Origin of the sequence: Lacrimispora amygdalina (assembly GCF_900205965.1) — a bacterium.
GTDB classification, from domain to species: Bacteria; Bacillota; Clostridia; order Lachnospirales; family Lachnospiraceae; genus Lacrimispora; species Lacrimispora amygdalina_A.
The window spans coordinates 1-25,342 of sequence record NZ_OAOF01000028.1; the positions used below are offsets into that span (position 1 = coordinate 1).

The following is a 25,342-nucleotide window of genomic DNA, read 5'->3' on the forward strand; positions in this document are numbered from 1 at the left end:
ATCCCTTTATGTCCTGAAAAGCGGACGAATGAATGAAACACCCTACGGGTATCCCTTTATGTCCTGAAAAGCGGACGAATGAATGAAACACCCTACGGGTATCCCTTTATGTCCTGAAATGCGGACGAATGAATGAAAGGAGAAGCGGGATGGCAGAGAAATACAGACTGGAAATGGTTGGAATCAGCAAATCCTTCCCTGGCGTCAAAGCATTGGATAAAATAAATTTAAAAGTACGTCCCGGTACCGTTCATGCTCTGATGGGAGAGAACGGAGCAGGTAAGTCTACTCTGATGAAATGTCTGTTTGGCATTTACAAGATGGATGAAGGTGAGGTTTTAATTGACGGTGAAAAGGTGAATATCGCCAATCCGGATGAAGCACTTCACAAAGGCCTTGCCATGGTACACCAGGAACTTCAGCCGGTACCGGCCCGCTCTATTGCGGAGAATATGTATCTGGGGCGGTTTCCGATATTTAAAATAGGACCGTTAAAAGTAATTGATCACAAAACCATGAATGCAGAAGCAGAGAAGTGGTTAAAGGATGTAAAAATGAATTTTAATCCCAAAGCAAAACTTGGGACCTTATCAATCGGACAAATGCAGTCAGTAGAAATTGCAAAGGCAGTCAGCCAGAATGCAAAACTGGTGATTCTGGATGAACCTACTTCATCACTGACTGATAACGAGGTAGAAGCACTGTTCCGCATCATAAAGGACTTAAAGTCCCGCGGAGTTTCTATGATATATATCAGCCATAAAATGGCAGAAATCAGACAGATTGCAGATGACATCACGATCATGCGGGATGGAACCTATGTAGGATCGTGGCAGGTGCCTGATATCTCCGATGAAGAGATTGTAAAGCAGATGGTGGGAAGAGAACTGGGAAATGTTTATCCTCCTAAGGATGATTACCGGACGGATGAAACCGTACTGAAAGTTAGCCATTTAAGCAGCATCCATGAACGTTCCTTTCAGGACTGCTCCTTTGAGCTGAAAAAAGGAGAGATTCTGGGATTCGGCGGTCTGGTAGGAGCGCAGAGAACTGAATTGATGGAAGCTATTTTTGGCATGAGGCATATTGCCGAAGGTGAAGTAGAGGTTCTTGGTAAGAAAGTGGTTATAAAATGTCCCCAGGATGCAATTAATGATTCTGTTGGCATGATCACTGAGGACCGCAGGGGAAACGGAATTTTCGGATGCTTAAGTATTTCGGATAATACAGCGATTGCTTCCTACAAGAATTATACTACAGCAGGAGTCATACACGGGAAAAAGGTGGATTCTGTAGTAAAGGAAAGCATCGCGAAGCTGAGCATTAAAACGCCCAATGACAGAACGCTGATTCAATCTCTCTCTGGAGGAAACCAGCAAAAGGTTATTATTGCCAGATGGCTGGCCAATAATCCTGAAATTTTAATCATGGATGAGCCAACGCGTGGAATCGACGTGGGCGCCAAATATGAGATTTATCAGATTATGATAGATCTTGTTAAGCAGGGAAAATCCATCATAATGATATCTTCTGAGATGCCGGAGCTGATCGGTATGTCAAACCGGATTATCGTTATGTGTGGAGGACGTATTACAGGAGAAGTAGAGGATAGTGAGGCAACCCAGGAAAAAATCATGGCCTTTGCCACTCAATTCGATATCAACAAAACGAAAAATAATTCCAAACAGGAGGTTAAGTCATGACAGCTAAGAAGATTAATTTGAAGGATTTCCTTATAAATAATGGAATCATCGTTGTCCTCGTCCTGCTTGCCATTTTTACGGTAATTAAGCAGCCGTCATTCGGAACAGTTGACAATTTAAAGAATATTGCCTTAAATGTGGCACCTCGTTTCATCATCGCCTGCGGAGTATCCGGGTGCCTTATCACCAGAGGTACAGATCTATCTGCAGGACGTATTGTAGGGCTTTCTGCCTGTCTGGCTGGAACGCTTCTGCAGAAACCCGGCTACAGCGGTAAATTCTTTCCCAATCTTCCGGATTTTGGAATCTGGTGGGTATTTGTAGTTCTTTTGATCTGCATTTTAATTTCTGCGATATTTGGATTTATTAATGGTCTGGTAATCTCTTATCTGCAGGTACCGGCATTTATCGGAACGCTGGGTATGCAGCTGGTTGTATATGGTGTGTGCCTTGTTTATACCAATGCAACACCAATCGGAGGTTATCGCCCTGCATATACGGAAGTAGCAAAGGGAAGATTATTTGGTGTAGTTCCGTATCTGTTTTTAATTGCCCTTGCAGTAGGACTTGTAATCTGGTTCATTTATAACAAAACTCCACACGGAAAATATATGTATGCCATAGGCGGCAACGAGCAGGCTGCAGAAGTATCCGGCGTTAATACCAAAAAGACAAAGATTATTATCTATGTAACAGCTGCAGCGCTTTACGCACTGGGTGGCTTCCTGGTTGGAGCAAAATCCGGCGGATCATCTGTTAATATGGGAATGGGCTGGGAATTGGAAGCGATTGCTGCCTGTACCATCGGCGGTGTGTCTGTAAACGGAGGTATCGGTAAGGTATCCGGTGTTTTAATCGGTGTTCTGGTTTTTGAAATCTTAAAAACCTGTCTTCAGTACCTGGGAGTCAACACCAATTACCAGTACATCGCTCAGGGTGTGGTTATCATAGTTGCAATTGCACTTGATATTAGAAAATACATTGCTAAAAAGTAAAATATACTTACAAAAAGCGTCCGATTCGGCAGCCTGACCGATTCTGGACGCTTTTTCTGATCCTGAAACTATTCTGTCATCTGGCTGAGCCGGCTGTTTTGATATTCCCCAGATAAGGTAACATCTTTTCCAAACCAGGAAGGGGGCGTAAAGGAGTGGGCTTCCTCCAGACTTTCAAATTCAACCTCTGCCAGCATTAATCCCTGATAGCGGCCTTCAAACACATCAAGCTCTATGGTCAGGTGGCTGCTATCTTGAACAGGAATTAAGTATCTCTTTTTTGTAAGAATGCAGCCGTCTGCTTTGCGGATTAAATGCTTGTAAGAGTCTTCATTTAAGGGAAGGTTGTATTCTTCTCTTGCCAGAAGTCCTTTGGATTTATAAGTCAGAATATAGGTTTCATCCTCTTTGCGGACCCGGACGACAGGGTCCGTTGATAAATATCCCTGTTCGATGAAATGATGGGGATATGACATATAATTTTCCGGCGGATCGGTAACCAGATATTTGCGCTCGATTTCCATGAAAAACCTCCTGATTCCATGTATTGTGCTGTGAAACAGGGTTAGTATACCACAATAGGATAAAAAATAGAAGATAGTGGCAAAAAGAAGAAAAACGTGGTAATATGGAAAATACAGTAAAAATCAGGAGATCAATCGTATGAAGTACTTAAAAAAGCGTATGGTTATTCTTTTTCTGGTAGCTGCAGCACTGCTTGCAGCAGGCTGTGCAGAAAAAGGCAGCCAGCTAAAACCAGCAGAAAGCTCGGATAAAGAGGCTGGTACAGAAGGAATTGAGACGGCAGAGGGTCCTAAAATAGGAATAAGCATCTATCGTTATGATGATACATTTATGAAACTTTACCGGTCAGAATTAAAACAATATCTGGAAGAAACCTATCATGCCCAGGTCATTATGCGCAATGCGGGAGGGGACCAGCTGGAACAGGACCGCCAGATCAGGGAGTTTATTGACAGCAAGTGCGACGGGATTATCGTCAATCCTGTGGAAGCTCTGACAGCGGGACGGATTGCGGATACCTGCAGTCAGGCAGGTATCCCTCTTGTTTTTATTAACAGTGAGCCGTCTGAATCAGAAAAAAAACGTTGGAAGGAGCGGCACATGGCGGTTTCCAGTGTGGAAACAGACTCTAAGCAGGCGGGGACCTATCAGGGAGAGATTATTTTGGAAAGTCCTTTGAAAGGCGACAGGAACAAAGACGGCATCGTCTCTTATGTGATGATAAAAGGGGAGGCGGGCAGTGAGGCCGTCCGCTGCAGGTCGGAATATTCGGTTAGGGCGTTAAAGGACGCAGGGATGAGTACAGAGGAGCTGTTTACCGGCTACGGTAACTGGAACAAAGAGGAAGGGAAAAAACTGGCTGCACAGGCTTTGGCTGCTTATGGATCCAGAATTGACGTCATATTCTGCAACAACGATGCCATGGTAAACGGAGCGCTTGAAGCTGTGGAAGAAGCGGGCATGATACCCGGAAAAGATATTTATCTGGTAGGGGTTGATGCGCTTAAGGAAACTGTGGGCTATATAAAGGAAGGCAAGGTTGCCGGTACGGTCTTAAATGACCATCAGGGCCAGTCGAAGACTGCTGCGGATACGGTAATACGGCTGATACAGGGGGAGGATGCCGATGCTGCATATCTGGTGGATTATATAAAGGTTACAATGAACAGTACATTTCATAGTGAGAGAGGAGACGATTAATATGGGTAAGGTTTATGCATTTTTAGCAGATGGGTCAGAGGAGGTGGAACTGCTTGCAGTCGTTGACGTTTTGTTAAGAGGGGGCCAGGATGTGAAACTTGTGTCAGTAACTGGTAAAAAGAATGTAACAGGTTCTCATGGAATTAAACTGCAGGCGGATGTTTTAATATCCCAGACAGATTTAAAGGATGGGGACGTGCTTTTTCTTCCGGGAGGCATGCCGGGGACCAAAAATCTTGCAGCTAATGAAACCTTATTAAATGCGCTGTTGGAAGCCCATAAGGCAAACCGCAGGATTGCTGCTATCTGTGCGGCTCCCAGTATCCTTGGAAGGCTTGGGCTTCTTGAGGGAAAAAAGGCAACCTGTTTTCCGGGATATGAGAGTGAATTATCAGGGGCCAGTGTGGTCAGACAGGGCGTGGTGACTGACGGCAATATAACAACAGCCAGAGGGCTGGGTTATGCGCTTGATCTGGGAATTGAACTGTTAGAGCTGCTTGTTGATAAAATGCATGCGCGAAAAATAAAAGAGGCAATCCAGTACGACCAGATTCCGATGTAGCAGGCAGGTGAACCTATGAAAAAGAGTTGGATGGTACCAATTGCTTTTATTTTCTGCTTAATTTACCTTACCGGCTGCGAGAAAAAGGATCCATATGGACTTTCTCCCAGGGACCCAGTGACAATCACAATCTGGCATTATTATAATGGTGTCCAGAAAGAAGAATTTGACAGTCTTGTCAGAATGTTTAATGAAAATGAGGGACGGACAAAAGGAATTATAGTAAAGGCTTATAACAAAGGGAGTATTGATGAGCTGAGCACAGCGGTCAGCGACAGTATTGAACACCGAATCGGTTCGGACCCGCTTCCTGATGTATTTTCTGCTTATGCAGATAAGGTTTATGAAGTGGACAGTATGGGCCTGGCTGCAGATTTAAAAAAATACTTAACCTCACAGGAACTCTCGGAATACGTGGATGCATACATGGACGAGGGAAGATTCGATGACAGCGGTTCTGTCAAAATATTTCCGGTTGCCAAATCCACTGAGATACTTACGGTGAACAAGACCAACTGGGATACGTTTGCTGCTGCAACCGGTGTAACGGAGGAAGATTTTTCAACCTGGGAGGGAATTACCAGATTATCGGAATCCTATTACAGGTGGACAGACAGCCTGACAGAAGCGGCTGGTGACGGCAAGGCTTTTTTTGGCAGAGATGCATTTGCAAACTATATGATTATCGGAAGCCTGCAGCTTGGACATGAGATCTTTTCTGTGAAAGATGGGAAAACCACATTGGATTTTGATCAGGAGGCGGTGAGAAAACTTTGGGATAATTACTATATTCCGTATGTAAAGGGATGCTTTGGGGAATACGGAAGATTTCGCAGTGACGATGTCAAGACCGGAAAGCTGGTTGCATTTGTGGGAGCGACAAGCGGAATCTCTTATTTTCCAACCTCTGTAACGCTGGAGGATGGAACAAACTATCCCATTGAAAGCAAGCTTTATCCGCTTCCCGGATTTGCAGGGACAATGCCCTGTGCTGTCTCCCAGGGTGCAGGTATGATGGTTTTTAAATCAGATGAAAAAAGGGAATATGCAGCGGTCTGTTTTCTGAAATGGTTTACTGCTACAGAACAGAATATGAAATTTGCCATAGGTTCCGGTTATCTGCCCGTAAAAAAAGCGGCAGCGGAGCAAACGCTTCTGGAGCCGTTTTTGAAGGAGGCTGGAGAAGACAGCGCGGTTTCCCACAACCTGCTTATCGGACTGGATACGGCGAACAGGTACAGACTTTATACTTCTAAACCTTTTAAGGGGGGAGACCGGGCAAGAGAGATCCTTCAGACTACTATGACCTCAAAAGCCAGGGAGGACTCTAAAAAGGTGAAAGAGCTGGTGAACGGGGGGATTGACCGGGAGAGGGCTGTCGCCCGTTTCACAACGGATGAGAATTTTAACCAATGGTACGAAGACACGAAGAGGCAATTGGAAGCAGTCATCGGAGAGTAATTTATGAAAGATAAGAGAAGTGAGTCCATACGAGCCCATTTGCTTGGACCGCTGCTGATTCTGCTTGTATTACAAGCTGCAGTAATTGCAGGAACTGTTCTTTTCGGAGGAGTTTCTGTTAAATTAAAGAATAATGAAATCCAGATATTAAGCCATAATACGGAAAATACCAGATTGAGTCTGGAAAAGGAGACTCTTCACCACTGGTCTGTTATGCTGAATAATTCTGTTTTTGTTTCCGATGAAATTGAACGGATTTTAAAGAGAAACCAGTATAGTGTTTCTGACATTTCAAAAGACTACATATTAAACCGCAGGATTGTGGAACAGATAATCGGCCAATCCATTGATATGCTCCACATGAGTTATGCGACTGGTGTTTACTGTATTCTTGATGGTCCTGCAGCCGCCAGCAGTGCAGGCAATATGAAAGCGGGATTTTACATACGAAGCTCCAATCCGGGAGGATATTTAGCGGATAATTCTTCGCTGCTGATGGAGCGGGGGCTTCCTTCCATTGCGGAACAATATGAGATACCCCTGGATTCCTTCTGGGAAATCGGCTTTGAAGAGGGAAAAGATTTAAGAAACAATGATTTTTATCAAAATCCTCTGCTTAAGGCAAGACAGACAGGGACAATCGGAAAAGAAGCGATGAGGCTGGCGTATTTAAGCCCTCCGTTTCGTTTAAGTCCCAAAGATATGCCGGTTATTACTTATTCCATACCGATTATATTAGAAGATGGAACGGTTGTGGGAGTCTGGGGGCTTGAGATGACTCTAAACCAGCTGAAACAAATTCTGTCAGAGAAACAGTCCAACGGAAGCTTTGAGGTATGCTGGCTTCTTGGGATACGCAACCGGGGGACGAATACCATTAAACCCGTGGTTGATTCCGGTTATCTCTATAATCAGTATTTCAATGATGTCTCTCGGATATCCTACACTGACAGCAATAAAAAATCAATCAGTGAGATTGAATCCTCTGACGGAACAAAGTGGTATGCAAGCATAAAAGGTCTTGATGCTTATGCAAACAACGGAGTCATGGAAGACGAGGAATGGGTGCTTGTAGGAATGGCAAGACAGAATGATCTTCTTGCTTTTTATAATGCAATCCGCAGCATGCTGCTTTCCACTATGCTGGTTCCCATTTTGTTCAGTTTACTGGGCGCATTTGTCATCGGAAGGATCGTGACTGATCCTATTCGGAAGCTTGCAGGAGAGTTAAAGGGTAAGTCCGGTAACCGGGGACTGGCTTTAAAGCGGGTTCGTATCCGCGAGATTGATGATCTAACGGAAATCATTGAACAGCTGAGCCATGATGTGGAGCAGTCCTCGTCTAAGATATCGGGTATTCTTCGTCATGCGAATGTTATGATTGGCGTATTTGAGTATTCGGACGGTGAAGATCAGGTCTTCTGCAGCCAGACTCTTTTTGAGATGCTTGGCTGGGGGAATATTGAGGAGCCATACCGGTATCTTGAGGTTGACCAGTTTGAGTCATTGATGGAACAGACATTTACCGGTGTGCGTCTGAAGGGAGACCGTGTTTTTCAGAGTCTGGAAATGAAAGATGGAACACGCTGGGTACAAATTATATTAGATGAGTCCAAGGATGGAACCATTCTCGGTGTATGCTCCGATGTGACTGCAGATGTGATGGAGAAAGAAAAACTGGAATGGGAACGTAATTTTGATCTGCTGACAGAACTCTACAACCGGAGAGCGTTCAGGGAGCAGGTGGAGTTTTTGATGAGAACCCAAAAGGAGAAATATGCAGCAGTCATTATGTGGGATTTGGATAATTTAAAGTATATCAATGACACATATGGGCATGATGAAGGAGACCGTTATCTGATTTTATTTGCCGGCTGCTTAAAAAACAGCTTTGCCGGAAGGGGGATTATCGCCCGTTATTCCGGTGATGAATTCGTAACGTACTTAATTGGAGACAATAAGGAAAAAATACGGAGAGATGTCCGTGATTTTGTAAAGCGCATACAAACTGAAGCCCTGAATATGGAGGGCGGTTATCTGATGCCTGTCAGGGTTTCAGGGGGACTGTCCTGGTATCCGGATGATGCCGGTGATTTTGAAACGCTGTTTAATTACGCAGATTTTGCCATGTACATGGTTAAGCATAGTGTGAAGGGAAAGGTGAGGGAATTTGATCCCGAAGAATACTCACATAATTCCTACATGCTGACCGGAAGCGAAGAACTGAACCGTATGCTGGAAACAAGGAATGTAAGCTTTGTGTTTCAGCCTATTGTGACAAGAGACGGGGATATTTACGGATATGAACTCCTGATGAGACCTCATTTTACTAACTTAAAAGGGATCACTGAAGTTCTGAATCTTGCAAGATCCCAGGCGAAATTATCCCAGATTGAGTCGCTGACATGGTTTGCCGGCTTAAAGGCAGCTGCAGACGAGTTAAAAAAGGGGCATCTGGGAGAAATGGAAAAACTGTTTATCAACTCCATCGCCTCTGTGTGCATCACAAGCGAAGAGCAGGCGGAGCTGGAAGCTCATTATCAGGAGCTTTTGGGCCGGATTGTGATCGAGATGACGGAAGGAGAGCCTGCCAGCCAGGAATTGATGGAGCGGAAGATGGAAATGGCAAGAAAGTGGCGGGGACAGACAGCAGTCGATGATTTCGGAACCGGATATAACAGTGAGTCGGTGCTTTTGCATATGCGCCCGGAGATAGTAAAAGTGGATATGAGTCTGGTAAGGAAGATCCACAAAGATAAGAAACGGCAGATGATACTGAAAAACCTTCTTGATTTTGCTGCAGGCAACGAAATCTGCGTGCTGGCAGAAGGTGTGGAAACGGAAGAAGAACTTGTGTTTTTACTGGATTGCGGTGTATATCTGTTTCAGGGATATTACATCGCCAGACCACAAATCGAGATCCGTCCTCTGGATCCATACATCGCCGGAAAAATGAAGGAGCTCGCTGGAAAATCCTGATTTTATCATAAATAACACTGGAATTTACAGGACGAGTATGGTATAATGCTAAATTGAAGTGTAACGCCCTGTCGGTAAGGCGGTTCACATATATCTCAAGGAGGAACCCATTAATGAGTTTACAAGTGGAAAAATTAGAAAAGAACATGGCAAAATTAACGGTAGAAGTGCCGGCTGAGGAGTTTGATAAAGCTCTTACCGCAGCTTACAATAAGAATAAGGGCAGATTTAACATCCCTGGTTTCAGAAAAGGTAAAGCACCACAGGCCATGGTTGAAAAGATGTATGGAGCTGGTATCTTATATGAAGATGCTGTGAATGAAGCTCTTGATGCAACATATGGAGATGCAGCTGAAGAAAGCGGACTGGAGATCGTTTCCAGACCGGAAATCAGCGTTGTACAGGTTGAAAAAGGCCAGAACTTAATCTACACCGCTACGGTAGCTGTTAAACCGGAAGTGACTTTAGGCGAATATAAAGGGATTGAAGTTACCAAAGCATCAGCAGAAGTAACAGAAGAAGATATTGAAGAAGAATTAAAGAAAGTTCAGGAGCAGAACTCCAGACTGGTTACTGTGGAAGACAGAGCAGTGGAAGACGGCGACCAGACTGTCATCGACTTTGAAGGCTTTGTTGACGGAAAGCCATTTGAGGGCGGCAAGGGCGAAGATTATCCGCTTACCATTGGTTCTCATTCCTTTATCGACACATTTGAAGAGCAGCTGATTGGAAAGAACATCGGAGAAGCATGCGAAGTAAACGTAACCTTCCCAAATGAATATCATTCCACAGATCTTGCCGGAAAACCAGCGATGTTCAAGGTTACCGTAAAGGAAATCAAGAGAAAAGAACTCCCTGAGTTAAATGATGAGTTTGCAAGTGAAGTTTCTGAATATGATACATTAGAAGAATATAAAAACGACATAAAGGAAAAAGCTGCTGAAAGAAAACAGAAGGCAGCAGCTACTGAGAACGAAGATCATGTAGTAGAAAAGGTTGTAGAGAATGCAGCCATGGACATTCCTGAGCCGATGATCGACAGCCAGGTGAACAACATGGTGAACGATTATGCAAGAAGAATGCAGAGCCAGGGACTTTCTCTTGATCAGTACATGAAATTTACCGGTATGACAATCGAAACATTAAGAGAGCAGATGAAACCTCAGGCATTAAAGAGAATTCAGACAAGACTTGTTCTGGAGGCAGTTGCCAAAGCAGAGAATATCACTGTGACTGATGAAGCAGTTGAAAAAGAGATTGCAACTATGGCTGAAAACTACAAGATGGAAGTTGGTCAGATTAAGGAGTATCTTGGCGAAAGCGGCGTTGCTCAGATGAAAGAAGATCTGGCCGTACAGGAAGCTGTTGATTTCCTGGTAGCAGAAGCAAAATTAGTTTAAGAGTTTTATTCCCGGTAGATTCCTGACATCCCGTCCGGAGTCTATTCGGTTTTGAGTGAGAAGAACAGACAGGAGGAAGAAAGATGAGTTTAGTACCTTATGTCATTGAATCAACCAGTAAGGGGGAACGCTCTTACGATATTTATTCCAGACTTCTGAAAGAGAGAATCATTTTTCTCGGTGAAGAAGTGTCTGATGTTTCGGCAAGTGTAATTGTGGCACAGCTGTTATTTTTAGAGGCAGAGGATCCTACGAAGGATATTAATCTTTATATTAACAGCCCTGGCGGTTCTGTGACTGCCGGCATGGCGATTTATGATACGATGAACTACATCAAATGTGATGTTTCTACTGTTTGTATGGGTATGGCAGCAAGTATGGGAGCATTTCTATTAGCAGGCGGAACAAAGGGCAAACGTTTTGCACTTCCCAATGCAGAAGTCATGATTCACCAGCCTTCCGGCGGAGCGAAAGGCCAGGCAACTGAAATTCGCATTGTTGCAGAGAATATATTGAAGATTAAGAAACGCTTAAATGAAATAATGGCGGCAAATACTGGTCAGCCTTACGAAGTAATTGAACGGGATACAGAACGGGATAATTACATGACTGCTGATGAAGCAAAGGCATATGGGCTGATTGATAATATTCTTTACAGTCATGACCGCTGATACAAAAGACGGAGTCAAAAACCGTGAGCGATAATAAGGAGCGCCCTGATGGGCATCCCTTTATGCTCAAAAACCGTGAGCGATAACAAGGAACGCCCTGAGGCATCCCTTTATGCTCAAAAACCGTGAGCGATAACAAGGAACGCCCTGAGGCATCCCTTTATGCTCAAAAACCGTGAGCAATAACAAGGAAAGTATGAGGTGTGTGTATGCCGGTCAGAACAGACGACAAGATCCGATGCTCTTTTTGCGGGAAAACCCAGGATCAGGTAAAAAAACTGATAGCCGGTTCCAATAATGTCTACATCTGTGATGAGTGCATAGATTTATGTGCGGAGATATTGGAGGAAGAATTCGACGGTCATGATGAAGAGGCGCCTGATTTCAGTAACATTAATCTGATGAAGCCTAAAGAGATGAAGGCATTTCTGGATGAATATGTAATTGGGCAGGACGAAGCAAAAAAGGTGTTGTCCGTAGCAGTATATAACCATTATAAGAGAATCACATCCGAAAAGAAACTGGATGTAGACATACAAAAGAGCAACATTCTGATGCTTGGACCTACCGGGTCCGGTAAAACTTATCTTGCCCAGACTCTGGCTAAGGTTTTAAACGTCCCTTTTGCCATTGCAGATGCCACCGCCCTTACAGAAGCCGGTTATGTTGGTGAAGATGTAGAGAACATTCTTTTAAAATTGATTCAGGCTGCTGAATATGATATCAGCAGAGCAGAATTCGGAATTATCTACATTGATGAGATTGATAAGATCACAAAGAAGTCTGAGAATGTTTCTATCACCAGAGATGTTTCCGGTGAAGGTGTTCAGCAGGCTCTGTTAAAGATTCTGGAAGGTACGGTTGCCAGTGTTCCGCCTCAGGGAGGAAGAAAACATCCGCATCAGGAACTTTTACAGATTAATACAACCAATATTCTGTTTATCTGCGGCGGAGCGTTTGATGGTCTGGAGAAAATTATTGAACGCCGTTTAAGTGCAGGATCCATTGGCTTTAATGCGGAGATAGTAGATAAGAATAAGACGGATATTGATGATCTTTTAAAGAAAACGCTTCCTCAGGATCTGGTTAAATTTGGTCTGATTCCTGAGTTTATCGGCCGTGTTCCGATTACAGTATCTTTAGAGCTATTGGACCGGGATGCTCTTATTCAGATTTTATCAGAGCCTAAAAATGCGCTGATTAAGCAATACCAGAAATTATTTGAGCTGGACGATGTAAAGCTTGAACTGACCCGTGAGGCAGTGGAACGGATTGCAGAGCTGGCTGTAGAAAGAAAAACCGGTGCCAGAGGTCTGCGCTCCATTATGGAAAGTGTTATGACAGATCTGATGTATGAAATCCCATCTGACAGCAGCATTGGAGTCTGCAGAATCACCAAAGAGGTTGTGGATAAAAACGGAGAGCCGGAACTGGTTTATCGGGATACGGCAGTTCCCAGAAAGTCACTGGCTCAGAAATTGAGAAAAGATAAGACAGGCGAGATCGCATAGATCCCTGCATGAGTCGGGAAGGTGTTACAGCGAATCAATCTGCTGGAACACCTTTTTGAATGCAAAGGAGAGAACCAAATGGTAGATAAGACAATTACAATGCCAGTTATTGCCTTGAGGGGGATGACTGTTCTACCCAAAATGATGCTGCACTTTGATATCAGCCGGGAAAAATCCATTGCAGCGGTTGAAAAGGCAATGGTGGGAGACCAGAAGGTATGTCTGGTAACCCAGAGGAATCCGGAAGAAACGGATCCTGGAATGGAAGATTTATATCAGGTGGGAACGGTTTCTTTAATCAAGCAGTTGGTAAAGCTTCCCAATAACGTTATTCGTGTCATGGTGGAAGGATTGGAGCGGACAGAGCTTTTGTCTCTTGACAGGGAAGGACCTCTTCTTGTGGGAGAAATCGACAAGCTGGAGGTGCCGGATGAGATTCTGGATCCTGTTACCATACAGGCAATGGCTGAGATTGTAAAAGAAAAACTGGAGGCCTATGGCCGGGAAAACCAGAGAATTGCCAAAGATGTAGTACCTGGACTGTTGGTCATTCTGGATTTAGGAGAACTTTTAGACCAGGTGGCAGTCCAGTTATCATGGGATTACCGTCTGCGCCAGCAGGTACTGGAAAGTGTACTTCTGGAAGAACGGTATGCGCTTGTTATGAAACACCTGATTACGGAAATTGAAGTAACAAAGGTAAAAAAAGAACTGCAGTCCCATGTGAAAGAGCGAATCGACAAAAATCAGAAGGACTACATTCTAAGAGAGCAGATGAAAGTGATCCGGGAAGAGCTGGGGGAGGATAATCCCCTCACTGACAGTGATGAATATGCGAAGCGCTTAAAATCGTTAAAGGCGGAGAAATCGGTAAAAGACAAGATTCAAAAAGAGATAGACCGTTTTAAAGCTATGCCAGGCGGAAGCCAGGAAGCGAATGTGGTCCGGATGTATCTGGAAACAGTCCTTGATTTCCCGTGGAAGAAGGTATCAAAAGATAACAATAACATCGCTCATGCCCAGAAGGTACTGGATGAGGACCATTATGGACTGGAAAAGGTAAAAGAACGGATTCTGGAATATTTAGCAGTCCGTATTCTTGCCAAAAAGGGAACCAGCCCGATCATATGCCTGGTCGGACCTCCGGGAACAGGAAAGACATCGATTGCAAGGTCAGTAGCAAAAGCGCTGAATAAAGAATACGTTCGTATCAGTCTGGGCGGTATCCGGGACGAAGCGGAGATCCGGGGACACAGGAAAACATATGTGGGCGCCATGCCTGGCAGAATTGCAGAGGCTGTCAAGCAGGCAGGGGTCAGCAATCCTCTAATGCTTCTTGACGAGATCGACAAAGTCAGCAGTGAATACAGGGGAGATACTTCTTCTGCTCTTTTAGAGGTCCTTGACAGCGAACAGAATGTAAAATTCCGGGATCATTACATTGAACTTCCCATTGATTTGTCCAATGTGCTGTTCATTGCAACGGCTAATACTGTGACTACGATTCCGGGTCCGCTTCTTGATCGTATGGAAGTAATTGAAATTAACAGCTATACAGAGAATGAAAAATTCCATATTGCCAAAAACTATCTGGTGAAAAAGCAGCAGGAACGAAACGGTCTGAATGGTAAACCAGTTACCATTACAGATCAGGCTCTTGAAAAGATCATTCACAATTATACCAGAGAAGCCGGAGTCAGAAATTTAGAGAGGCGGATCGGTGCTGTGTTCAGAAAAGCTGCAAGAGAATTCCTGGAAGATAAGAGCCGGATTATTGAAGTGACGGTAGATGAGCTGGAAAAATACTTAGGGAAAGAAAAAATATCTTATGATAATGTCAATGAGGAGGACCAGGTAGGAATTGTAAGAGGTCTGGCATGGACCAGTGTGGGAGGAGATACCCTGCAGATTGAGGTGAATGTAATGCCAGGAAAAGGAACTCTTCAGATGACAGGGCAAATGGGTGATGTAATGAAAGAGTCTGCTCAGACTGCCTTAAGTTATGTCAGATCCATTGGTCCAAAATACAAAGTACCGGATGACTATTTTGAGAAGCATGATATACATCTGCATATACCGGAGGGAGCAGTTCCAAAAGATGGACCGTCTGCCGGTATTACCATGGCAACTGCCATGCTGTCTGCTGTAACGAACCAGAAAGTAAGCGCAAAAATAGCAATGACAGGGGAAATAACCTTAAGAGGCCGTGTTCTTCCAATCGGAGGCTTAAAAGAAAAGATTCTTGCCGCCCGGATGGCCCGTGTGCAAAAGGTGCTGGTTCCGGATAAGAACCGCCCGGATATCGGGGAACTATCAGAAGAGATCACACAAGGAGTTTCCATTGTGTTTGTAAAGGAGATGCCGGAAGTATTAAAAGAGGCTTTCATCCAGGTATAGAAAGGAAATCATATGATTATAAAAACGGTAGAACTGGAGACTGTATGCGGCATTACCAGCAAGCTTCCGGAGAATACAAAGCCAGAGTTTGCATTTGCAGGTAAGTCCAATGTGGGAAAATCCTCTCTCATTAATGCTCTCATGAACCGGAAGTCCTATGCAAGAACCTCCTCCCAGCCAGGTAAAACACAGACTATTAATTTCTATAATATTAATGACGCATTATACTATGTGGATCTTCCCGGCTACGGTTATGCAAAAGTAGCCGTGGAGGTAAAAGCAAAATGGGGAAAGATGATTGAAAATTACCTTCATAAATCTCCTATGTTAAAATGTGTGTTTTTACTGATTGATATCCGCCATGAGCCTTCTGCCAATGATAAAACCATGTATGACTGGGTGGTTCACAACGGTTATCAGCCAATTATCATTGCAACGAAGCTGGACAAGCTGAAACGGAGCCAGGTCCAAAAAGCATTAAAGGTAGTTCGTTCAGGGCTTGGGATCGGGCCGGATGTGACAGTAATTCCATTTTCGGCAGAGACCAAACAGGGCAGAGAAGAAATCTGGGATTTGATTGAGGATTCTGTAAATAGTCTTGACAACGAGTAAAAATCTTTTTATAATGAACCTATTTATTACATAGAGTTCATTATGGTAGGAAGAGGAGAAAACAGTTATGAAAAAAACTATGAAGAAAGTCGTGTCAACTCTCATGGCGGCAGCTCTGGCAGCGGCAGCATTAACTGCCTGTTCAGGCGGTAACTCCACACCCGGCACATCTGATGCCGGAAAAGAAGCAGGAGATAAAAAGGTATTAAAAGTTGCCATGGAGTGCAGTTATGCTCCTTATAACTGGACTCAGCCAACGGATGAGAACGGAGCTGTACCGATTTCCGGAAGCTCAGATTATGCTTACGGTTACGATGTAATGATGGCGAAAAAAATTGCGGACGAGCTTGGTTATAAACTGGAAATCGTAAAGCTGGACTGGGATTCATTAGTACCTGCGGTTCAATCCGGAAAGGTTGACTGTGTAATCGCAGGACAATCCATTACTGCTGAGCGTATGCAGTCCGTTGATTTTACGGATCCTTATTATTTTGCAACGATTGTTGCTCTTGTAAAAATTGGCGGCAAGTATGAGAATGCAAAAACTGTTGCTGACTTAAAAGGTGCAGTAGCTACCTCTCAGTTAAATACCATCTGGTATGACAATTGTCTTCCCCAGATTCCGGATGCAGACATTCAGCCGGCTCAGGAATCCGCTCCGGCTATGCTGGTTTCTTTAAATTCCGGAAGATGTGATGTAGTAGTAACAGATAAGCCTACCGGTCAGGCTGCTCTGATTGCATATCCTGATTTCAAGCTTCTTGATTTCACCGGTACAGAAGGAGAATTCAAGGTTTCTGATGAGGATATTAATATCGGAGTTTCCGTTAAGAAAGGCAATACAGAATTAAAGGATGCCATCAACGGAGTACTTAAAAAGATGACCAAGGAAGATTTTAATAAGATGATGGAAGAGGCAATCAGCGTACAGCCGCTTTCAAAGTAATAAGGGATCAGGAATATGGGAGCTTGCAGGCACGGGATCAGTGTTTTCCGTGCCGCTTGTTCTGTTTTAACAAAGCTATGAAAGGGAGAAGGTAATATATGTCTTTGCCGTCAGATTTTTTTGGAAGAATCATATTTATTCTGCAAAATTATGGCCCGTCCTTTTTAGCAGGGGCAGGCAAAACAATGGCAATCGCCATTGTCGGTACATTAATCGGCTGTCTGATCGGTTTTGCTGTGGGAATTATTCAGACAATTCCCGAATCAAAGCAGGATAATCTGGTGAAACAGGTGCTGGTTAAAGTGCTCAAAATTATTTTAAATATCTATGTTGAAGTTTTCCGCGGAACCCCTATGATGGTTCAGGCCATGTTTATTTTCTATGGATCCTCCGCGCTTTTTGGAATTAATATGTCCATAGTATTTGCTTCCTATTTTATTGTATCCATCAATACAGGAGCTTATATGGCGGAAACGGTCAGAGGCGGAATTCTTTCCATTGACCCTGGTCAGACAGAAGGAGCAAAAGCCATTGGCATGACGCATTATCAGACGATGTTAAATGTTATTATGCCCCAGGCTCTTCGCAACATTATGCCCCAGATCGGTAATAACTTAATCATTAATATTAAGGATACCTGTGTACTTTCTGTCATTGGAGTTGTAGAACTGTTTTACGCAACAAAAGGAGTGGCAGGTGCCTATTATACTTATTTTGAAGCATTTACCATTACCATGGTAATTTACTTTGTCCTGACCTTTACCTGTTCCAGAATTCTTCGTTATTGGGAGAAGAAGATGGATGGACCCGATAGTTACGATCTGGCAACTACAGATACGTTAGCTTATACCAGCGGAATGGTGAAGTTCCCGGATCCAAAAGAGAAGGAGGGCAAATAAAGATGGCTGAGAGCAATGTGTTAAAGATTCGTCATTTAAGCAAGTCATTTGGAGCCAATGTGGTTTTAAGAGATATTGATTTCAATGTAAATGCCGGGGATGTGACCTGTATCATCGGAGCCTCCGGTTCTGGAAAGTCCACTCTTTTACGCTGTATCAATCTTTTAGAAACCCCCACTACAGGAGAGATTCTGCATCATGACGTGGATATCACAGACAGGAAGATGAACGTGCCTGAATACCGGACTAAAGTCGGAATGGTGTTTCAGAATTTTAATCTCTTTAATAATATGTCAGTGCTGGAAAACTGTATGGTAGGCCAGGTGAAGGTTTTAAAGAAAGAAAAGGCTGAAGCAAAGAAGACTGCAATGATGTTTTTGGAGAAGGTGGGAATGGCACCTTATATCAATGCAAAGCCAAGGCAGCTTTCCGGTGGTCAGAAACAAAGAGTGGCCATTGCCAGGGCACTTGCCATGGAACCGGAGGTACTGCTTTTTGACGAGCCTACTTCTGCTCTGGATCCCCAGATGGTAGGAGAGGTCCTTGCGGTTATGAGAACACTGGCAAAGGAAGGCCTTACCATGATTATCGTGACACATGAAATGGCTTTTGCGAGGGATGTATCCAATCATGTGGTTTATATGGCAGGGGGCGTGATAGAAGAAGAGGGAGCACCGGCGGATATATTCGGTAATCCCCGGAAGAACTCAACAAAGGAATTTTTAGCCCGGTTTATGCAGGGTTAAAAGCAGACGGAGCTGTTGCAATATAACTGGATGTTCAGTTGTGGAGCAGGCTCCTTTTTGGTAATTGAAAGGAGGATCCTATGAAACTGGTTTTTATGGAAACCGATACACTGGGAGATGACGTGGATTATTCTCCGTTTTACCAGCTGGGAGAGGTAATAAAGTATAACAAATCAGAACCGGAGCACAATCAGGAACGGGTAAGAGATGCTGATATCATTGTGGTAAATAAGATTCCCATGGATGAAGAGACTCTAAAATATGCAGATCATGTAAAACTGATCTGTCTGACAGCTACGGGAACCAATACGGTTGATTTTGACTATATGAAAAAAAGGGATATCGCAGTAACGAACGTGAAGGGATATTCCACCCAGTCTGTCGTCCAGCACACCTTTGCATTGCTGTTTTACATCTACGAAAAGTTAGCCTATTATGATCAGTTTGTAAAATCAGGTGAATATGCAGCAAGTGATATTTTCAGCAGATTCGATAAAAAATTCAATGAACTGTCGGGAAAAACCTGGGGAATTATCGGTCTTGGTGAAATAGGGAGAGGTGTAGCAAGGGTGGCAGAAGCTTTCGGCTGCCGGGTTATCTATTATTCAACATCTGGTAAAAATACCAGCACCATCTGGGAACGGGTTGAGTTTGAGACATTATTAAAAGAGTCTGATATCATATCCATTCATGCTCCCCTGAATTCTGACACAGAATACTTAATTGATGAAAATGCGTTGAAGCTGATGAAAAATACTGCCGTTCTGCTTAATCTGGGAAGAGGAAATATTATCAGGGAAGAGGCACTTTTAAAGGCTCTGGAAACAGATGAAATTGGTGGTGCAGGACTTGATGTGATCAGTGAAGAGCCCATGCGGCCGGATAATCCACTGCTGAATGTGAAAGACAGTACCAGGCTGATCATTACCCCTCACATCGCCTGGGCAACAGTTGAGGCCAGAAGAAGATGCTTAAATGAGGTTTATGAAAACATCTGCTCCTATCTGCGAGGAGAGGAACGTAACAGAGTATAAGACAAAAACAGGGCGGCTTTATAAGCCGTCCTGACATGATCAGTCTTTAGGAAGCGGACCGGAAAAGAGTTTTCGAATCCGGATCCGTATAAATGTACGGAGTACTTCAGCTCCCAGCAGAATAATAATAATGGGTAGAAAAACAGTGAAAAACAACTTGATTTTCAGCCGGAGCATCTTCTTTTTATGCTGCATTTTTAAGGATTGATACGAATCGGTGATAGTATGATACCATGTTTTTTTAATCGGAACTTTCTTCAAACAGATCCCCCCCTATGACTATGAGCCGCTCATCAGTGATTTCATGGCGAATGCATAGATTTCCTGACTTTTCAGTTTCCAGTGGTCACACATGATTTCTGCCTGATCCTTATCAGGAACGGAAAGCTCCAGATTAATCAGACAGTTCTTGCCTTCTCTTACTTCACAATGAACAATGTAGTCCTGGCTTGTTGATTTGTAGTAATCTGCTGTGACACCCACCTCGTTGCGGAGGCGGAACTTATTTTCTTTTAAATATTCATCCATATCAAGGACAATTGCCGGTGAAATCTTATTCCCGAAAAAGGAGAGTGTTTCTTCTCCCTCCCGGGTAATCTCGTACCGGCTGCTGTTGTGATTGGTCTCCACATGCAGCAGTCTTGCCTCTAACAGTTCATTCAATGCCTGATTCAATGTAAAATATGTGGTGTATTCATGCTCCAGAAAAAAGTTGGATAATTGTGCACTGGTCAGGGGGAAGTTTACCTGCTTCAGCATGTATAGAATCATCAGCTTATAAAGTGTCATGGGTTCTGACAGCATCGGAAAACCTCCATCTTTGTATTACCGGATATGGTCTTTCACCGCCCGGCTGACAACCTCTGCCACACGTGGATCAAAAGCCTCCGGCAGTATATTGTCCTCATTTAATTCCGAAGGCGCAGTCAGGGCTGCGATGGCCTCTGCTGCAGCCAGCTTCATCTCATCGGTAATGGCAGCAGCTCTTCCCTCCAGCGCACCTTTAAATATACCTGGAAAAACCACCACATTATTTACCTGATTCGGGAAATCAGATCTGCCTGTTCCAACTACTTTAGCGCCCGCTTTTTTTGCCAGATCCGGCATGATCTCAGGGACCGGATTCGCCATGGCAAAAAGGATGGAATTGGTATTCATGGAAGATACCATATCCTCCGTCACGATTCCTGGTGCTGAAACGCCGATAAAGATATCAGCACCCTTCATTGCATCGGACAGGCTTCCTGTCTTCCTCTCTAAATTGGTTAAATCCATCATCTTCTCCTGCATCCAGTTTAACCCTTCCATACCTTTAAACAGGATTCCGGCCCGGTCACAAAGGACAATATGCAAAAATCCGTAAGACAATAAGAGTCTGGTGATTGCAATACCGGCAGATCCCGCGCCGTTTACCACCACGCGGCATTCCTCTTTCCTCTTCCCGGTTACCTTCAGTGCATTGATCACTCCGGCAAGGACCACAATGGCAGTTCCATGCTGGTCGTCATGAAAGACGGGAATGGGAAGAAGCTTTTTCAACCGTTCTTCAATCTCAAAGCATCTGGGAGCAGATATGTCTTCTAAGTTGATTCCGCCAAAGGCAGGTGCAATGGCAGCCACGGTTTTTATGATTTCCTCCGTGTCCTGGGTGTCCAGACAGATGGGAATGGCATTGACTCCGCCGAATTCTTTAAACAATACGGCTTTTCCTTCCATCACAGGCATGGCTGCAAGAGGACCGATATTTCCAAGACCTAAAACAGCGCTGCCGTCAGAAACAACGGCGATGGTGTTGGATTTAATGGTATATTGATAGGCAGCTTCCGGGTTATCTGCGATGACTTTGCATGGTTCGGCTACACCAGGAGTGTAGGCAAGTGCCAGGTCTTCTCTGCTTTTTACAGCCGCCTTGGAAGTTATTTCCAGCTTTCCGCCCCATTTTTCATGGAGTATTAGTGCTTTCTCGTTGGTTGTCATAATGAGTTCGTCCTTTTTTCAACAGTTTTTATTTATCATACCAATTTTAGGGTTTTAAATCAATAGAAAATATGTTAGAATATAGAGTAATTCAAAGGAATCATACGAATAACACAAGGAAATTGAAGATACAGGTGGTACTATGAGAGAACGAATCAACAGGCTGGCGAAGGGCATCATTGATTCAGAAATTCCAAAGATAAAGGTTACCCCATCGGGAATTGATGATGTAGTGCGTTCGGGCGGAGCCACGAGACGGGAACTTGTCGTTACCAGTGAGAATAACCTGCACATAAAGGGGCTTGCATATTCCTCGAACTACCGCGTCCGGATGATAAGCGGATCGTTTGGAGGTACATACAATCATCTGGTCTATGAGATTAACAGCAGTTTCATGGAAGATGGAGATGTGATTAAGGGATCTTTTTATCTGGTTACCAATGGCGGCGAGAGAGAAGTTCCTTATTCGTTTCGTGTAGAACTTGGCACGTCAGGAAGAGCACTGAGTAATTTAACGACAGCAGAGAATTTTGCAGATACTGCAAAAAAAGATATAGATACGGCTCTTCGTTTATTTGAGTACCGCGATTTTGTTACGGCCCCGTTTATGAAAGATCTTCATGTAAGAGCAATCTACGACGGATTAAAGGGCCGGCCTGACAGAAGAAAGGAACTGGAAGAGTTTCTGGTCGCTTTAAAGGTTAAAAAGCCGGTTGAGCTATCGGTAGTAACCGCAGAGCGCAGATATGGACAACTGGAGGAGGTTGTTGAGGACTGGGTTGAGATGAAGCGCAGCAGCTGGGGCTGCATCAGCCTGGAAGTGACAACCGACTGTGATTTTATAGAGCTGCCAAAGAAGACAATCAGCGAACAGGATTTTGAAGATGATGTCTGCGCGCTGTCTTTTTTTGTGCACCCGGAACGCATGCATCAAGGAGAGAACTATGGCAGAATTCAGATAAACGGAGTGGATGAGTGCTTTCTGGTACCCGTTACAGCGGTAAGTAATCCAGGAGGAGGGATATCGGCGGAGGATGCCTTTGCAAAAGAGGCATTCTGCCGATTTTTACGGCTTCGTCTGGAGGCGGATATCAGACAGGAATACGCAAGTTCCCTTCGCCCGGAGATGGAAAAGGCACTGGACGAAATCGAGCTGATGAAGGGGGAGAGCAGTCTTTTAAAACTCCTCCGTGCAGAATGCTGTCTGTTTGATGATGAGAAATCCAAAGCAGCACTTTTTCTTGATGAAAGCCGGGATGAGATTCTTGCTCAGAGGCAGGAAAAGAAAGAAATTTACTGTTATTACCAGTATTTGCGCCTGGAGATTTTGCCGGATGAATACCAGAGAGAATCCCTGGTCCGGCTCATGAAAAAATATCTGGAAGAGGATCACAGCCTGTTTTATCTGTTTGTACTTCTTGCAAAATTGGACGGCCGGCTGTTTGAGAATCCTCCTGCAGTGCTGGCTATGCTCAAACGTCAGTATGATGCAGGTGTAAGAAGCCCATTTTTTTATGTATGGGGATGCAAAGTATTAAACAGCGCTCCGGAGCTGATCCGGTCCATTGGTCCGATGGAGCTTCAGATCCTGTTTTCCTCTGCCGGTAAAGGACTGATCGAGAAACCTCTGGTGTCCCAGATCTGCAGGCTTACTCTGGCGGCCAAGCACTACCACCGGCTGCATTACCGGATGCTTTGCAGATTGTATAAAGAAAAAGCCGAAATAGAAGTTCTGGAGGCGATCTGTTCCCTTCTGATCAAAGGGGAGTGCCGTCAGCCGGAGGCTTTTTCCTGGTACGAGAAGGGCGTGAAAGCAGGTATCAGCCTGACCAGGCTTTATGAATACTATATTTATGCGCTGCCAAAGAACTACTGTTATTTACTGCCCAAGGAAGTTCTTTTGTATTTCTCCTACGGAGGCAGTGAGCTGGATCTATATAGCAGAAGTGTCCTTTATAAGAATGTTCTGATATATTTAGAGCCTGCTGATCCTCTGTATCAGGCTTATGAAAGGATCATAGAGAAGTTTGCGACGGAACAGCTGTTTGAGTCCAGGATTGATCATTATCTGGCTGCCATCTACGAACGTATGGTATTAAAGGAAGTCATTGATTTGTCCATGGCAAAGGTACTGCCTTCTATTTTAAGATCCTACCGGGTGGAGTGCAGGAATAAAAAAATGAAGTATGTCATTGTCTGTTATGAGGAAATGACACAGGAAGATGCCTTTCTTCTAAACGACGGCGTAGCCTATGTACCTCTGTTTTCCGAGCATAGCATTTTGCTTTTTCAGGATGCCTATGGAAACCGGTATGCCAATATTTCCTATAAAAAAGAGCCTGTTATGGAACGGTCTGAACTGGAGGAACGGTGTTTTGAACTATATCCGGAACACCCAATGCTCCGGCTGCGTGTCTGTGAGCAGATACTGGCCCGTGGGGCCGCAGATGCCAAAGAGGCTGGTATTCTGGAACGTACGCTGGAGGACCCAAACTTAAGACCTTATTATCAGAAGCTTTTGCTCTCCAGGGTGATTGAATATTACCATAAGCAGACAGAAACCGGGCCAGAGCAGGGAGAAGGAGCCGCATACTTATTGAAGCTTGATAAAAAGGTCCTTTCCAGACAGGAACGGGCCGGCGTATGTGATACGCTGATTCATAACAATTACATGGAAGAAGCTTATAAAATGATCCGGGATTATGGGGCGGAAGGGATCCGTACCAAACAGCTTCATAAGCTGTGTGCAGAAATGATTCTTAAGAATCTGTTCTGCGAGGATGTGCTTCTTTTGCATCTGGCCTATCAGTCCTTTTTAGAAGAAGAAAGCGACAGCATTCTCCTGGATTATTTATGTGAACATTATAACGGCCTCAGCAGCCAGATGTACCGTATTTTGCAGCAGGCAGTTTCCCGGCGTGTGGATACCTACGATCTGGAAGAACGCCTGACTGCCCAGATGATGTTTAGCGGTGATATTTCCAGACTGGATAAGGTTTTCCGTTTATACCAGACAAGGAAAGAACCTGCTGAAAGTATTGTAAAAGCATATTTTACCATAAAGTGCACGGATTATTTTATGTATGGGAAGGAACCGGAAGAGAAGATTTTTTCCTATCTGGAAGACCTTGTACAGGCTGCGTCCCAGAGAGGGCGTTTCCCCACCATCTATTTACTGGCACTGACCAGATATTACTCCCAGCTTCCCATGATCAGCCAGCAGCAGAAAGAGCTGTGCCAAAGTATGGTTTCACTGCTGTTAGAAGACCGACTGGTTTTTCCATATTATAAAAAACTGGCCAGATATATCCCGATACCAGAAGATATTATGGATAAGTCGATGATTCAGTACTGTGCGGACCGGGATTCTAAGATTGAGCTGGAAATCAGGATTCTGCCCGATGAGGAAGAGTATCACACCGAGGACATTACCCGCATGTATCAGGGCGTTTTCGTAAAACAGAAGATACTGTTTGAGGGCGAAATCATGGAATACCGGGTGAAGGAACTGATTAATGAGGAATGGGTATTAAAAGAAGAGGGAAGCGTCAGCTGCGAAGCAGGCGCAACACCGGAAGATTCGGACAGCAGATATGCCTGCTTAAACGAAATGAGCCTGTCTTTGAATTTAAAGGATGAGACGGGGCTTAAAAAACGGATGCAGGAGTATTTAAAGAAAAATGCTGCTGCGGAAGAAATATTTTCACTGATGTAAGATAAGGGG

20 protein-coding genes are annotated in these 25,342 nt (G+C 44.1%); 16 read left to right on the forward strand and 4 right to left on the reverse strand.

Annotated elements, in window-relative coordinates; translation table 11 throughout:
• The first annotated feature begins 149 nt into the window (after positions 1-149).
• Together CRO04_RS22990 and CRO04_RS22995 are read left to right on the forward strand one after the other, a co-directional pair.
• Positions 150-1,703 (forward strand): sugar ABC transporter ATP-binding protein, encoded by a 1,554-nt coding sequence (locus CRO04_RS22990; RefSeq protein WP_097006587.1) that lies wholly within the window; start codon positions 150-152, stop codon positions 1,701-1,703.
• The gene (locus CRO04_RS22995) at positions 1,700-2,698 is read left to right on the forward strand and encodes a galactose/methyl galactoside ABC transporter permease MglC (protein WP_097006588.1); all 999 of its coding nucleotides are present in this window, start codon (positions 1,700-1,702) and stop codon (positions 2,696-2,698) included. The genes CRO04_RS22990 and CRO04_RS22995 overlap by 4 nt, the downstream gene beginning before the upstream one ends.
• A 68-nt stretch (positions 2,699-2,766) precedes the next feature.
• Here CRO04_RS22995 and CRO04_RS23000 read toward each other — a convergent pair whose 3' ends face one another.
• Entirely contained in the window at positions 2,767-3,222 is a 456-nt protein-coding gene (locus CRO04_RS23000) for a CYTH domain-containing protein (RefSeq protein ID WP_097006589.1), read from the reverse strand.
• Positions 3,223-3,361: 139 nt separating this feature from the next.
• On the opposite strand from CRO04_RS23000, the gene CRO04_RS23005 reads away from it, so the two are divergent.
• The 13 genes from CRO04_RS23005 (at position 3,362) to CRO04_RS23065 (ending at position 19,641) form a co-directional block, all read left to right on the forward strand.
• On the forward strand, positions 3,362-4,423 hold the full coding sequence (locus CRO04_RS23005) for a substrate-binding domain-containing protein (RefSeq protein WP_097006590.1): 1,062 nt from the start codon (positions 3,362-3,364) through the stop codon (positions 4,421-4,423).
• Between the two features lies 1 nt (position 4,424).
• A complete protein-coding gene (locus tag CRO04_RS23010; RefSeq protein WP_097006591.1) occupies positions 4,425-4,985 on the forward strand; it encodes a DJ-1 family glyoxalase III in 561 nt (186 codons plus the stop codon).
• Positions 4,986-5,000: 15 nt separating this feature from the next.
• A complete protein-coding gene (locus CRO04_RS23015; RefSeq protein ID WP_097006592.1) occupies positions 5,001-6,446 on the forward strand; it encodes an extracellular solute-binding protein in 1,446 nt (481 codons plus the stop codon).
• Between the two features lie 3 nt (positions 6,447-6,449).
• Positions 6,450-9,425 (forward strand): EAL domain-containing protein, encoded by a 2,976-nt coding sequence (locus CRO04_RS23020; protein WP_097006593.1) that lies wholly within the window; start codon positions 6,450-6,452, stop codon positions 9,423-9,425.
• A 113-nt stretch (positions 9,426-9,538) separates the two neighbouring features.
• Positions 9,539-10,825, forward strand: a complete 1,287-nt coding sequence (gene tig / locus CRO04_RS23025; RefSeq protein WP_097006594.1) for a trigger factor — start codon at positions 9,539-9,541, stop codon at positions 10,823-10,825.
• 83 nt (positions 10,826-10,908) lie between these two features.
• Positions 10,909-11,496 carry an ATP-dependent Clp endopeptidase proteolytic subunit ClpP gene (gene clpP / locus CRO04_RS23030; RefSeq protein WP_097006595.1) on the forward strand — a complete coding sequence of 196 codons (588 nt, stop codon included), beginning with the start codon at positions 10,909-10,911 and terminating at the stop codon, positions 11,494-11,496.
• Positions 11,497-11,705: 209 nt separating this feature from the next.
• Complete coding sequence (clpX, locus tag CRO04_RS23035) at positions 11,706-13,007, forward strand: ATP-dependent Clp protease ATP-binding subunit ClpX (protein ID WP_097006596.1); 1,302 nt, start codon at positions 11,706-11,708, stop codon at positions 13,005-13,007.
• A 78-nt stretch (positions 13,008-13,085) separates the two neighbouring features.
• Positions 13,086-15,404, forward strand: coding sequence for an endopeptidase La (lon, locus tag CRO04_RS23040; protein ID WP_097006597.1), 2,319 nt, complete (start codon positions 13,086-13,088; stop codon positions 15,402-15,404).
• A 12-nt stretch (positions 15,405-15,416) separates the two neighbouring features.
• Positions 15,417-16,016 carry a ribosome biogenesis GTP-binding protein YihA/YsxC gene (gene yihA, locus CRO04_RS23045; RefSeq protein ID WP_097006598.1) on the forward strand — a complete coding sequence of 200 codons (600 nt, stop codon included), beginning with the start codon at positions 15,417-15,419 and terminating at the stop codon, positions 16,014-16,016.
• Positions 16,017-16,083: 67 nt separating this feature from the next.
• Positions 16,084-16,962: a transporter substrate-binding domain-containing protein gene (locus tag CRO04_RS23050; RefSeq protein WP_097006599.1), complete on the forward strand. Its 879-nt coding sequence runs from the start codon at positions 16,084-16,086 to the stop codon at positions 16,960-16,962.
• A gap of 104 nt (positions 16,963-17,066) precedes the next feature.
• Positions 17,067-17,861, forward strand: coding sequence for an ABC transporter permease subunit (locus CRO04_RS23055; RefSeq protein WP_207654509.1), 795 nt, complete (start codon positions 17,067-17,069; stop codon positions 17,859-17,861).
• Positions 17,862-17,863: 2 nt separating this feature from the next.
• On the forward strand, positions 17,864-18,607 hold the full coding sequence (locus CRO04_RS23060; protein WP_097006601.1) for an amino acid ABC transporter ATP-binding protein: 744 nt from the start codon (positions 17,864-17,866) through the stop codon (positions 18,605-18,607).
• A gap of 80 nt (positions 18,608-18,687) precedes the next feature.
• Positions 18,688-19,641, forward strand: a complete 954-nt coding sequence (locus CRO04_RS23065; RefSeq protein WP_097006602.1) for a D-2-hydroxyacid dehydrogenase — start codon at positions 18,688-18,690, stop codon at positions 19,639-19,641.
• A gap of 39 nt (positions 19,642-19,680) precedes the next feature.
• On the opposite strand, the gene CRO04_RS23070 is transcribed toward CRO04_RS23065, so the two are convergent.
• From CRO04_RS23070 to CRO04_RS23080, 3 genes are read right to left on the reverse strand one after another with little or no spacing between them, the layout of a single operon-like run.
• Entirely contained in the window at positions 19,681-19,902 is a 222-nt protein-coding gene (locus tag CRO04_RS23070; protein ID WP_097006603.1) for a hypothetical protein, read from the reverse strand.
• A gap of 18 nt (positions 19,903-19,920) precedes the next feature.
• The gene (locus tag CRO04_RS23075; protein WP_097006604.1) at positions 19,921-20,445 is read right to left on the reverse strand and encodes a DUF4364 family protein; all 525 of its coding nucleotides are present in this window, start codon (positions 20,443-20,445) and stop codon (positions 19,921-19,923) included.
• Between the two features lie 21 nt (positions 20,446-20,466).
• The gene (locus tag CRO04_RS23080; protein WP_097006605.1) at positions 20,467-21,618 is read right to left on the reverse strand and encodes an NAD(P)-dependent malic enzyme; all 1,152 of its coding nucleotides are present in this window, start codon (positions 21,616-21,618) and stop codon (positions 20,467-20,469) included.
• Positions 21,619-21,760: 142 nt separating this feature from the next.
• Between CRO04_RS23080 and CRO04_RS23085 the strand changes: the two genes are divergently transcribed.
• Positions 21,761-25,333: a DUF5717 family protein gene (locus CRO04_RS23085; RefSeq protein ID WP_097006606.1), complete on the forward strand. Its 3,573-nt coding sequence runs from the start codon at positions 21,761-21,763 to the stop codon at positions 25,331-25,333.
• The last annotated feature ends 9 nt before the right edge of the window (positions 25,334-25,342 follow it).